A 12,729-nucleotide genomic window follows, 5' to 3' on the forward strand; every position below is an offset into this window, starting at 1 on the left:
CTCGATCGAGTCCTCTTTCATCATCTAGCAACGTGTACGCGAATAACTATAATTCGCGGATATCCAGTTCGTTGTGGATCAATACCACACACTGAGAAGCGAAAAGCATCTTAGGACCTAAGCTGATCTTCTCAGTACCTAGGCGCTTCAAGCTGTTGAACGACTTCTTCGGCATCGGGATGTGATCGGTTAGCAAGAAACATGGGTTTTCACCAATTTCTGTGTCACGAACAAATTCGCCTTTCTTGTCCAACATATAAAGCTGGTGATCTTCGGCTAGTTCTTGAACCAAGCGTTCGAAGCTTACTGTACGAACCGTAATACCCGGTTCAACTTCGCGAAGCTGCTCTTTACCCATACCAACAGATGCGTCTAACGCACGGGCAACGGCAGCGATCAACGTTGACTCGTGAAAACCACCAATATTGGTAATGTCGTTTGAACGAATGGTAATCGTGCGCGAGTAATCCTTCGTGCTCTCTAATACCAAGTGGACAACCACATCTTCACGGTGAGATTGTGCCACGAACATGGTGTTCATCATGGTATGAGCAAGGATCTCGGTATGCGCCTCGTTACCAACACCTTCTAATAGTGCTTTGCTGGTGGTTGGCGCCGCGCGAGCTCGTAAAACAAAAGAGCGCATGAATTTAGCCTCTATATAGGAAGAGTGAATGCGCGGAAGTATATACCCAAGCAGGGAAGGGATGCGAGTTTAATAGTAAATGTGAACTTACTTACAAAGCTTCGATTGTCGTGCGGAGTGTGCTGGTTAGAATAGGAGGCAACCCTGTTAGGAGCGGTATATGGAAATCAAAAAGATAAATAAAGACATTTATAAAAAGAAAGTAAACCTGGTGATTGGCGGTTTTGTTGCGTTGCTCGCTATCTCATCTCTTGCCTTTAGTACCTTGCTTATTGTTTTGTTTGGCAACACTGAAGTCGTACCTGAACAATCAACGGGAAACTTTCATTGGAATTTGATTGGTGTCGTTCTCGCAGTCGCAACTTCCCTCTCTTTATTGAATCAAATTAAAACTCGACCATACATGGAAGAGGTGCTGTACGTTTGGAAGCTCAAGCAACTGCACAATAAAATATTTCGTAAACTAAAAAGCATTAAAGCAGCCGCGAGCAATGACGATGTAAAAGCGCTCACTACGCTTAAGTTCTATTACAAAACTCAACAACAAGTGTTTGAGTTAGACAACAACACATTGACGATGAATAGTGTAAATAAAGAATTAGAGGCAATTGAGCAAATCGAAGCGGCGCAATCACTGGATCTTGATATCACCAGCTTTAAAGAGAGCTGGGTAGACACATACTGATTGCCTATTTGCTACTTGAAGTTAACAACTGAGTGCTAAAAATAAGCGTTTGAGTGAGATTTAATCATTCGACGCTTTTTTTTAGTTTTTTTTCTAAAAAGGGGTTGCCAAGAAAAATCATCTCCCTATAATGCGCCTCCGTTGTCAGGGCAAAGCGGAAACGCAAAAGCGGTTGGCAACAAGGCGAAAGAAAAGCTTCTAAAAATTAATTTAAAAAAGTGTTTGACACTGAAAGTTAATTCCTTAAAATACGCCTCCACTTCGATAGCAAAGCTTACGAAGCAAGCTCTTTAACAATATAGACCTATCAATCTGTGTGGGCACTCGTTGATGATAATCCAATTAGAAGCTTCGGCTTCAAATTAGGTTTCAATGAAACGAAGTGACCATTCGAATTGGAAAGCAGCCTTGAGCTGTTTTATTTCACTTTTTAAAAGTGAAAACCAATAAGAGCACAGTCAATTCAAACATTACTTATGTAATGTTCAGTATTCATTGAGCCGAACAAAATCTTAAATTGAAGAGTTTGATCATGGCTCAGATTGAACGCTGGCGGCAGGCCTAACACATGCAAGTCGAGCGGAAACGAGTTATCTGAACCTTCGGGGAACGATAACGGCGTCGAGCGGCGGACGGGTGAGTAATGCCTAGGAAATTGCCCTGATGTGGGGGATAACCATTGGAAACGATGGCTAATACCGCATGATGCCTACGGGCCAAAGAGGGGGACCTTCGGGCCTCTCGCGTCAGGATATGCCTAGGTGGGATTAGCTAGTTGGTGAGGTAAGGGCTCACCAAGGCGACGATCCCTAGCTGGTCTGAGAGGATGATCAGCCACACTGGAACTGAGACACGGTCCAGACTCCTACGGGAGGCAGCAGTGGGGAATATTGCACAATGGGCGCAAGCCTGATGCAGCCATGCCGCGTGTGTGAAGAAGGCCTTCGGGTTGTAAAGCACTTTCAGTCGTGAGGAAGGCGGTGTAGTTAATAGCTGCATCGTTTGACGTTAGCGACAGAAGAAGCACCGGCTAACTCCGTGCCAGCAGCCGCGGTAATACGGAGGGTGCGAGCGTTAATCGGAATTACTGGGCGTAAAGCGCATGCAGGTGGTTTGTTAAGTCAGATGTGAAAGCCCGGGGCTCAACCTCGGAATAGCATTTGAAACTGGCAGACTAGAGTACTGTAGAGGGGGGTAGAATTTCAGGTGTAGCGGTGAAATGCGTAGAGATCTGAAGGAATACCGGTGGCGAAGGCGGCCCCCTGGACAGATACTGACACTCAGATGCGAAAGCGTGGGGAGCAAACAGGATTAGATACCCTGGTAGTCCACGCCGTAAACGATGTCTACTTGGAGGTTGTGGCCTTGAGCCGTGGCTTTCGGAGCTAACGCGTTAAGTAGACCGCCTGGGGAGTACGGTCGCAAGATTAAAACTCAAATGAATTGACGGGGGCCCGCACAAGCGGTGGAGCATGTGGTTTAATTCGATGCAACGCGAAGAACCTTACCTACTCTTGACATCCAGAGAACTTTCCAGAGATGGATTGGTGCCTTCGGGAACTCTGAGACAGGTGCTGCATGGCTGTCGTCAGCTCGTGTTGTGAAATGTTGGGTTAAGTCCCGCAACGAGCGCAACCCTTATCCTTGTTTGCCAGCGAGTAATGTCGGGAACTCCAGGGAGACTGCCGGTGATAAACCGGAGGAAGGTGGGGACGACGTCAAGTCATCATGGCCCTTACGAGTAGGGCTACACACGTGCTACAATGGCGCATACAGAGGGCAGCCAACTTGCGAAAGTGAGCGAATCCCAAAAAGTGCGTCGTAGTCCGGATTGGAGTCTGCAACTCGACTCCATGAAGTCGGAATCGCTAGTAATCGTGGATCAGAATGCCACGGTGAATACGTTCCCGGGCCTTGTACACACCGCCCGTCACACCATGGGAGTGGGCTGCAAAAGAAGTAGGTAGTTTAACCTTCGGGGGGACGCTTACCACTTTGTGGTTCATGACTGGGGTGAAGTCGTAACAAGGTAGCGCTAGGGGAACCTGGCGCTGGATCACCTCCTTAAACGATGATTATTGCGATGAGTGTTCACACAGATTGATACGGTTTATGAAGTTTAAGAGATAGAACATCCCCCAAGATGTTCAACTTAGTGTCCCGTTCGTCTAGAGGCCTAGGACACCGCCCTTTCACGGCGGTAACAGGGGTTCGACTCCCCTACGGGATACCATTGGGTCGTTAGCTCAGTTGGTAGAGCAGTTGACTTTTAATCAATTGGTCGCAGGTTCGAATCCTGCACGACCCACCATTTCCTTCCACGGAAATCAAAATAATGTGGGCGATTAGCTCAGTTGGGAGAGCACCTGCCTTACAAGCAGGGGGTCACTGGTTCGAGCCCGGTATCGCCCACCATTCTCTAAGTATTTTTGGAATAAAACGTCCAAACCAGAACAAGCAATTGATACTGGTTGGCATTTTTGACTCTGAAAGTCTTTAGAAAATGTAACTTCCTTGTGAAGAAACATAGCTCTTTAACAATTTGGAAAGCTGACAAAACAACAATTTATTGTTGTTTGTAAAGTTCTCAATGTTTATCGAAAGATAAACACCAAAAAACACATTCAAGTGTTCTTGGCTTTTTGTTTTCATTTTTTCTAAAAATGAAGGTAAAGAGATGAGTCCGGCAAAATCGAATGTCTCTCGCTCATTCAAATAATGAGAGACAACTTTGGTTGTTTAACTTCAATTCGAAACTCCTTCGGGTTGTATGGTTAAGTGACTAAGCGTACACGGTGGATGCCTTGGCAGTCAGAGGCGATGAAGGACGTATTAACTTGCGATAAGCCCAGATTAGGTAGTAAAAACCACTTGAGTCTGGGATTTCCGAATGGGGAAACCCACTTACATAAGTAAGTATCGTTATGTGAATACATAGCATAACGAGGCGAACCGGGGGAACTGAAACATCTAAGTACCCCGAGGAAAAGAAATCAACCGAGATTCCGAAAGTAGCGGCGAGCGAAATTGGACTAGCCCTTAAGCTTTATAGGCGTTAGGTGAACAAGCTGGAAAGCTTGGCGATACAGGGTGATAGCCCCGTAACTGACGACGCATATTCAGTGAAATCGAGTAGGGCGGGACACGTGATATCCTGTCTGAATATGGGGGGACCATCCTCCAAGGCTAAATACTACTGACTGACCGATAGTGAACCAGTACCGTGAGGGAAAGGCGAAAAGAACCCCTGTGAGGGGAGTGAAATAGAACCTGAAACCGTGTACGTACAAGCAGTAGGAGCAGGCTTTGTCCTGTGACTGCGTACCTTTTGTATAATGGGTCAGCGACTTATATTCAGTGGCAAGGTTAACCATCTAGGGGAGCCGTAGGGAAACCGAGTCTTAACTGGGCGTTCAGTCTCTGGATATAGACCCGAAACCAGGTGATCTAGCCATGGGCAGGTTGAAGGTTGAGTAACATCAACTGGAGGACCGAACCGACTAATGTTGAAAAATTAGCGGATGACTTGTGGCTAGGGGTGAAAGGCCAATCAAACCTGGAGATAGCTGGTTCTCCCCGAAAGCTATTTAGGTAGCGCCTCGGACGAATACTACTGGGGGTAGAGCACTGTTAAGGCTAGGGGGTCATCCCGACTTACCAACCCTTTGCAAACTCCGAATACCAGTAAGTACTATCCGGGAGACACACGGCGGGTGCTAACGTCCGTCGTGGAGAGGGAAACAACCCAGACCGCCAGCTAAGGTCCCAAATTACTACTAAGTGGGAAACGATGTGGGAAGGCTCAGACAGCCAGGATGTTGGCTTAGAAGCAGCCATCATTTAAAGAAAGCGTAATAGCTCACTGGTCGAGTCGGCCTGCGCGGAAGATGTAACGGGGCTAAGTAGTAAACCGAAGCTGCGGCAATGCACTTTAGTGCATTGGGTAGGGGAGCGTTCTGTAAGCGGTTGAAGGTGTGTGGTAACGCATGCTGGACGTATCAGAAGTGCGAATGCTGACATGAGTAACGATAAAGGGGGTGAAAAACCTCCTCGCCGGAAGACCAAGGGTTCCTGTCCAACGTTAATCGGGGCAGGGTAAGTCGACCCCTAAGGCGAGGCCGAAAGGCGTAGTCGATGGGAAACGGGTTAATATTCCCGTACTTCTTACAATTGCGATGGGGGGACGGAGAAGGCTAGGTGGGCCTGGCGACGGTTGTCCAGGTTCAAGTGCGTAGGCTTAAGAGTTAGGTAAATCCGGCTCTTTTTAAGGCTGAGACACGACGTCGAGCATCTACGGATGTGAAGTCATTGATGCCATGCTTCCAGGAAAAGCCTCTAAGCTTCAGATTGTAAGGAATCGTACCCCAAACCGACACAGGTGGTCGGGTAGAGAATACCAAGGCGCTTGAGAGAACTCGGGTGAAGGAACTAGGCAAAATGGTACCGTAACTTCGGGAGAAGGTACGCTCTCGACGGTGAAGTCCCTCGCGGATGGAGCTATTGAGAGTCGCAGATACCAGGTGGCTGCAACTGTTTATTAAAAACACAGCACTGTGCAAAATCGCAAGATGACGTATACGGTGTGACGCCTGCCCGGTGCCGGAAGGTTAATTGATGGGGTTAGACTTCGGTCGAAGCTCTTGATCGAAGCCCCGGTAAACGGCGGCCGTAACTATAACGGTCCTAAGGTAGCGAAATTCCTTGTCGGGTAAGTTCCGACCTGCACGAATGGCGTAATGATGGCCACGCTGTCTCCACCCGAGACTCAGTGAAATTGAAATCGCTGTGAAGATGCAGTGTACCCGCGGCTAGACGGAAAGACCCCGTGAACCTTTACTACAGCTTGGCACTGAACATTGACCCTACATGTGTAGGATAGGTGGGAGGCTTTGAAGCGCAGTCGCTAGATTGCGTGGAGCCGTCCTTGAAATACCACCCTTGTAGTGTTGATGTTCTAACGTCGACCCCTCATCGGGGTTGCGGACAGTGCCTGGTGGGTAGTTTGACTGGGGCGGTCTCCTCCCAAAGCGTAACGGAGGAGCACGAAGGTGGGCTAATCACGGTTGGACATCGTGAGGTTAGTGCAATGGCATAAGCCCGCTTGACTGCGAGAATGACAATTCGAGCAGGTGCGAAAGCAGGTCATAGTGATCCGGTGGTTCTGAATGGAAGGGCCATCGCTCAACGGATAAAAGGTACTCCGGGGATAACAGGCTGATACCGCCCAAGAGTTCATATCGACGGCGGTGTTTGGCACCTCGATGTCGGCTCATCACATCCTGGGGCTGAAGTCGGTCCCAAGGGTATGGCTGTTCGCCATTTAAAGTGGTACGCGAGCTGGGTTTAGAACGTCGTGAGACAGTTCGGTCCCTATCTGCCGTGGGCGTTGGAGAATTGAAAGGGGCTGCTCCTAGTACGAGAGGACCGGAGTGGACGAACCTCTGGTGTTCGGGTTGTGTCGCCAGACGCATTGCCCGGTAGCTAAGTTCGGGATCGATAACCGCTGAAAGCATCTAAGCGGGAAGCGAGCCTTGAGATGAGTTCTCCCTGATACTTTAAGTATCCTAAAGGGTTGTCGTAGACTACGACGTTGATAGGCAGGGTGTGTAAGCGTTGTGAGGCGTTGAGCTAACCTGTACTAATTGCCCGTGAGGCTTAACCATACAACACCCAAGGGGTTTTGATGGACTCAATGAAAGAACATTGAATGTGTAAGAACGAAAACAGCTTTCCGAATTAAAGAATTTGCTTGGCGACCATAGCGTTTTGGACCCACCTGACTTCCATACCGAACTCAGAAGTGAAACGAAATAGCGCCGATGGTAGTGTGGGGCTTCCCCATGTGAGAGTAGGACATCGCCAGGCTTTAAATATCGCTTTCAAGTTTTATCTTAATTGAGATAACTTAAGGCAAAACTAAAAATTAGCATCGATAGTATAAGACTAAGTTTTAGTGACAATTTGTGGAGAGATGGCTGAGTGGTTGAAAGCACCGGTCTTGAAAACCGGCATACGTTAATAGCGTATCTAGGGTTCAAATCCCTATCTCTCCGCCACCTTTAAAAAACCGCTGTTCTTACAGCGGTTTTTTTGTATCTGCTGTTTTTTAACAGCTGTTATCGAAAACTTCTAATTGGCTTTTCTCCGGCCCTTTCTCTAAGTTCTTTAGCGTACTCACTTTGGGTTTAGTTTACGCAGTAATATCTGCAATCGAAGACATTTTCATAGGTCATTTAGGCTTTAAGTAGAGCTTTGTTAAGTCTCAACGTGGGATGCTTAAAAGCATTTTGATAGAGTTTCAGTCTAAATACTGCTGATGTACTAGGAGAAAAAATGAAGCTACTTTACTGGTTAGATGAATGGCAAGTGCTTACTCAAAAAGAGCAAAATGCTGCTTTACCAATTTCTGGCTACGATTTACTTGATGATGTATTTGTGAAGTATGAACTCGTCGATCTTAACAAGCCATTGTTGTTCACATTTTCTCCTTCCGGCACTGATGTGCAGGTACAAGATTTAACTCCGAATTTTTCTCCTTGGGGCTACGAGCTCGGAATACAACAAAAAGTAAACATTATTGCCTTTCAACATTTAGGACAAAGTAATTGGTTCCGTAGTCGGAATTTGATTTTCTTTCTGGAGCAGCTGTCTGAGTTGCTTCATCCCTTCCAATGTCGTTTGGGTTATGGGCAAAGTCGAGGTGGCTTTGCAATTGGCGCGTTCGCTAACTTGCTGAAATTAGAACATCTTTTGTTGTTTTATCCTGTGAGCACAAAAAATAAAGCTTTAGTGCCTTGGGATGATCGGCCCAGCACTGAGCTTGCTCAACAGTTCGATTGGGAAGGCGGCTACCATGATCGAGATTTGGGCAATGCCAAAGGTTACATTATTTATGACCCCACCAATCGTATTGATCGTCTTCATGCTGAACGTTACCCAGAGCTAACTCATTTAAAAGTCGTCGGTATGGGGCACGGCACTCAATCCACACAATTAGATAAATTAGAATTTTTTAATCTGGTGGCGAAGGAGTTTGTTCGTCATCAAACCATAGATATTGACCAATTTAATAAGCAAATTCACGCTTTGTTTTAAAAGAGGACTGATATCAGAGTCCCCTGTAACCAGGGGGAGATGATCACACACTAAAAACTAGATTTTTAACACAATTGCTAGGCGCAATTTAGATGGAGGATTAATGAAGTTACTGTACTGGTTGGATGAATGGCTGGCTCTTTCTCGTGAAGACCAGCAAACCAGGCTACCGATGTCCGGGGAGGACTTACTTGATGATGTGTTTGTTAAGTATGAGTTTGTCGACCGCAATAAACCGCTGTTGTTCACCTTTTCCCCTGCTGGTACGAATCTACAAGTACAGGACTTACACTCAGACTTTGCGCCTTGGGGCTATCGCTTAGCCCAGAAACAAAAAGTAAATATTATTTCTTTTCAGCACCTTGGGAAAAGTAACTGGTTTCGCAGCCGTAATTTGATTTTCTTTCTAGAGCAGTTATCGACATTACTTGAGCCTTTTGAATGCCGTTTAGGTTATGGCCTTAGCCGCGGTGGTTTTGCTATTGGCGCTTTTTCCAATCTATTAAAGTTGGATCAAGTATTGATGTTTCACCCGGTCAGTACAAAAAACAAAGTGCTAGTGCCATGGGATGACAGGCCAAGTACTGAACTTGCCCAACAATTTGATTGGGAAGGAAAGTACCACGACCTCGACCTTGGAGATGCAAAAGGTTACATCATTTATGATCCAACCAATGAAATCGACCGCCTTCACGCCAAACGCTACCCAGAGCTCACTCACTTGAGAGTCTTCGGTATGGGACATGGTACCCACGCGACGTATTTGAATAAATTCGGTTTTTATAAGCAAGTGGCTGTAGACTTTATACGTTATCAGAAGATAGATATAGCGCAGTTTCGTCATCAGACTAAAACGCTGCGATTAAAAGAAGATTACTATCAGTGCCTTAACAAGGCGAATGCGAGTTCACAGCATCGTTTGAACTTACTGAGTACCGCTCATAATGTGTTAATTGAAGAAAAGAAAGAACATGTGAAGGAGCATCAAGCGCAAATCGATATTCAGCCACTTGTTGATATTGCGATGAAGCATGAGCATGACAATCCGCAAGATGCAGTACAACTTTTGGAAGTGGCTCAGCAGTTAGTTCCGAATGACCCCGTTGTGGAGCACAAGTTGCAGCAACTGTCGTAGGCGAGTAATGCAGACTGGCATTTTGAATTTGGTCAGTGGCTTTTGTCGCTGGCCTTTTTAAGAGCTTATGGGTTGATATTTCGATGAAATTTAATGAAGCAGTACAAAATAAAAAGCCCAAGCAAATGCTTAGGCTCAACGAGTATTAATATGAGTTTAAAACTCTTTTGGCGCAAAGCCTGTCATGACATCGAGGCGAAGCTCTTTACCAACTTTTGTTAGTGGGTGAACGATTACTAAGCCGCGTACGCGTTTTTTCAGTTTGCCGATGTCCGCTTGTTCTGCTTTGGTGATTTCACGAGAGAATGGCATATCAAGTAAGCTTTTACGTTCTTTGTTCAGCTCATAGTTTTGCTTATGCTTTAACTGGTTAAGCTTTTTGGTTAGCTGTTCTACTTCATCCGTGAACTTTGTAATCATTTCGTGATCACCACGAGAACGTGCCGCATCAAGTTTACGTTGGCATGTATCTAAACGGTTGTGCAGCTTTTGAATATCAGTTTTTATGCTCATGGTAATTTGGCTCAAATTTTAAATAGTCGAGAAGTATAGCATAGCTGAGATCACACGCTCTACTATACTTCTCGATTGTCTGGCTTTAGTTAATCAGTTCATTGCCCGATACGTTACCAGAGAAGAAGGCTTCGACGTTATCGAGCGTAACTGAGGCAATATTATTAAGTGCTTCGTGAGTCAAGAATGCTTGGTGGCCAGTAAAGAGCACGTTATGACAAGCCGATAAGCGACGGAAAACATCGTCTACAATGACATCGTTAGATTTATCTTGGAAGAACAAGTCTTTTTCATTGTCATACACGTCTAGACCAAGCGCGCCAATCTTACCTTGTTTCAATGCCTCTATCGCTGCTAGTGAATCCAGCAACTCGCCTCGACTGGTGTTAATGATCATCACACCATCTTTCATTTGCGCGAAGGCTTTTTCGTTCAATAGGTGATAGTTTTCTTCACTCATTGGACAATGGAGAGAGATAATATCCGCATTAGCGTAGATTTCTTCAAGCGAACAGTAACGCGCTCCCATTTTTAGTGCTAATGGATTTTCGTAAGGGTCATAGCAAAGCAGCTCCATGCCAAGCCCTTTGAAGATACGCATCGTCGCGATACCAATCTTACCTGTACCAATGACACCAACGGTTTTCCCGTAAAAGTTAAAGCCAACTAGGCCCTCTAGCGAGAAGTTGGCGTCACGTGTACGTTGGTAGGCTTTGTGAAGGCGACGATTTAGGCACATCATCAAACCGACTGTGTGTTCAGCCACCGCTTCTGGTGAGTAAGCAGGAACTCGAACCACTTGTAAGCCAAGTTCTTTAGCGGCTTGTAGATCAACTTTATCAAAACCCGCGCAGCGCATGGCAATAAGCTTAGTTCCGCCTAGAGAAAGCTGTTTAAGAACGGGAGCTGAAAGGTCATCATTGACGAAAGCACACACGACATCGCAACCATGTGCCATTTTGGCGGTTTTTTCGGTTAGCCGGAAGTCGTGATAGTGGAATTCAAAATCTCGGTTATTTTTAATTTTATTAAAAGAGGCCTCGTCGTAGGATTTTGCACTAAAAAAAGCAATATTAATCATGGTTCCCTCTCAAAAAGTGCGGACTTTATAAATAAATATACTTATAAAGTAATGCAACTTAGGCGGAATGAATAGAGAAATCTTCTCTTTAACTTTTGCCATATCAAACAACGATAACGATCACGCCTTTCAATGAGTATTATCTTACGATTCTGCACTTGTGCGTTCATCCATTAGCTCCTGGGGTAATACAGGGTCTACCCTAGATACTGTTTGCTTTACGGGCGCTAACTGACTAGCATAATCGCTCTTTTCTTGTTCACTTTAGTTAGGTTAGGCGTTCCGGCAATGTCAGTGAAATGGTTCTCTATGTTCTTGTGTTGTGTGTTGGCTTCTGGCGTCCATGCAGCTGTAGATCTTGTTAAAGTCGACAAGTCAAAGCGTCGAATGTATTTAATGGAACAAGGCACAATACTAAAAGAATACCGCATTGCTTTAGGGGCAAGCCCTCAAGGGCATAAACAAGAAGAGGGAGACAATCGTACACCTGAGGGCGAATACACCTTAGATTACGTTATAGAAGACTCTGCTTTTTATCGTTCTGTGCATATTAGCTACCCTGATGCGATTGATACGTTGGAAGCGAAGCGCCGAGGTGTGTCCCCAGGAGGAAACATCAAAATTCATGGTTTAAAAAACGGTGAGAGTCAGTTGCCGATTTATATCCAAAGCTTTGATTGGACCAATGGGTGTATTGCGATTACCAATGAAGAGATGGATGAATTTATCCAGCTTGTCGAGATGGGGACACCAATTCAGATTGAGTGGTAACGAAATGGTGCCTCTGAAGCTCAAGGTGGTATGTGCTATGGCATAAAGCGTTGTGGATGATCACTGAATATACCGTCTAACTGAGGTAGGTACTTCAGTTTGTTTGGATTGTTCACTGTATAACACATCACTTTGTAACCCGCCTGCTGGAGTTTGTTTATTTGGCGCGAGCGAACCCAGTTAATGTTTAGGTTGCAGCTATAGGCGTTAACTTCTTCCAAAAGGCGTTTATCTTTTCTCGTTAAGAATTCACTCAATACACCTAATCGATACTCACTGCAGTATTTATGCAGCGCTCTAATGACATCATGACTAAAACTGGAGAGTAGTACCTTCTCTTGCGGCATGGGACTTTTTGCCAGTACGTTTGCGAGAGCTTGTGCCACTTCTTCTGCTGGGTGGCGATCTACCTTAACTTCAATATTCAAGTTAAGCTTATGCTCAGTAGCTAAAGTGAGCAGCTCATCTAATGTCATGATTTTCTCACCTGAAAAATCTGCGCTGAACCAGCTACCAAAATCCAACGCCTTTAACTCTTCCAGAGTCAGTTCATCGACACGCCCTTGTCCATTACTGCATCGATTTATGGTGTGATCATGGCAAACCACTAAAACATTATCTTTGGTCGGTTGTACATCAACTTCAACCCAATTTAATCCGAGGTCAATGGCGGCCTGAACGCTCACTTTTGTATTTTCTGGGTATGAGCCAGCAACACCACGATGACCAATTACTAATGTTTCCATGTTCTTCATCTTCTGCTTTGTGATGAGCAGATTGTACTCGTTTTTTGCTTTGAAGAT

Annotated in this window: 8 protein-coding genes, 4 tRNA genes and 3 rRNA genes; 11 read left to right on the forward strand and 4 right to left on the reverse strand. The window is 45.5% G+C overall.

The genetic code is table 11. The annotated features are described in order from the left end of the window. Positions 1-46: 46 nt before the first annotated feature. Positions 47-646, reverse strand: a complete 600-nt coding sequence (gene trmY / locus FR741_RS16005; RefSeq protein ID WP_134646416.1) for a tRNA (pseudouridine(54)-N(1))-methyltransferase TrmY — start codon at positions 644-646, stop codon at positions 47-49. 160 nt (positions 647-806) lie between these two features. Between trmY and FR741_RS16010 the strand changes: the two genes are divergently transcribed. The 10 genes from FR741_RS16010 (at position 807) to FR741_RS16055 (ending at position 9,561) form a co-directional block, all read left to right on the forward strand. After that, entirely contained in the window at positions 807-1,331 is a 525-nt protein-coding gene (locus FR741_RS16010; protein ID WP_145534167.1) for a DUF3087 domain-containing protein, read from the forward strand. A gap of 514 nt (positions 1,332-1,845) precedes the next feature. Continuing rightward, a 16S ribosomal RNA gene (locus tag FR741_RS16015) occupies positions 1,846-3,398 on the forward strand. A 90-nt stretch (positions 3,399-3,488) separates the two neighbouring features. Then, positions 3,489-3,564, forward strand: a tRNA-Glu gene (locus FR741_RS16020). 2 nt (positions 3,565-3,566) lie between these two features. Beyond that, positions 3,567-3,642, forward strand: a tRNA-Lys gene (locus tag FR741_RS16025). A 28-nt stretch (positions 3,643-3,670) separates the two neighbouring features. Further along, positions 3,671-3,746 (forward strand) — tRNA-Val (locus FR741_RS16030). A 357-nt stretch (positions 3,747-4,103) separates the two neighbouring features. Beyond that, positions 4,104-6,994 (forward strand): 23S ribosomal RNA (locus FR741_RS16035). Between the two features lie 85 nt (positions 6,995-7,079). Then, positions 7,080-7,196, forward strand: a 5S ribosomal RNA gene (gene rrf / locus FR741_RS16040). Together the 16S, 23S and 5S rRNA genes with 4 tRNA genes alongside form the textbook arrangement of a ribosomal RNA operon. Before the next feature lie 100 nt (positions 7,197-7,296). Further along, a tRNA-Ser gene (locus FR741_RS16045) sits at positions 7,297-7,387 on the forward strand. Between the two features lie 277 nt (positions 7,388-7,664). Beyond that, positions 7,665-8,426, forward strand: coding sequence for a cytosolic protein (locus FR741_RS16050; RefSeq protein ID WP_167427182.1), 762 nt, complete (start codon positions 7,665-7,667; stop codon positions 8,424-8,426). Positions 8,427-8,529: 103 nt separating this feature from the next. Continuing rightward, entirely contained in the window at positions 8,530-9,561 is a 1,032-nt protein-coding gene (locus FR741_RS16055) for a cytosolic protein (protein WP_167427183.1), read from the forward strand. 156 nt (positions 9,562-9,717) lie between these two features. Here FR741_RS16055 and FR741_RS16060 read toward each other — a convergent pair whose 3' ends face one another. Further along, positions 9,718-10,074: a YibL family ribosome-associated protein gene (locus FR741_RS16060; RefSeq protein WP_005374274.1), complete on the reverse strand. Its 357-nt coding sequence runs from the start codon at positions 10,072-10,074 to the stop codon at positions 9,718-9,720. An 85-nt stretch (positions 10,075-10,159) separates the two neighbouring features. Beyond that, positions 10,160-11,155 (reverse strand): 2-hydroxyacid dehydrogenase, encoded by a 996-nt coding sequence (locus tag FR741_RS16065; protein WP_167427184.1) that lies wholly within the window; start codon positions 11,153-11,155, stop codon positions 10,160-10,162. Between the two features lie 288 nt (positions 11,156-11,443). Between FR741_RS16065 and FR741_RS16070 the strand changes: the two genes are divergently transcribed. Beyond that, positions 11,444-11,926, forward strand: coding sequence for a L,D-transpeptidase family protein (locus FR741_RS16070; RefSeq protein ID WP_167427185.1), 483 nt, complete (start codon positions 11,444-11,446; stop codon positions 11,924-11,926). Positions 11,927-11,961: 35 nt separating this feature from the next. On the opposite strand, the gene FR741_RS16075 is transcribed toward FR741_RS16070, so the two are convergent. Continuing rightward, positions 11,962-12,672 (reverse strand): glycerophosphodiester phosphodiesterase family protein, encoded by a 711-nt coding sequence (locus FR741_RS16075; protein ID WP_167427186.1) that lies wholly within the window; start codon positions 12,670-12,672, stop codon positions 11,962-11,964. Positions 12,673-12,729 lie beyond the last annotated feature (57 nt).

This window comes from Vibrio diabolicus, assembly GCF_011801455.1.
GTDB classification, from domain to species: domain Bacteria; phylum Pseudomonadota; class Gammaproteobacteria; order Enterobacterales; family Vibrionaceae; genus Vibrio; species Vibrio diabolicus.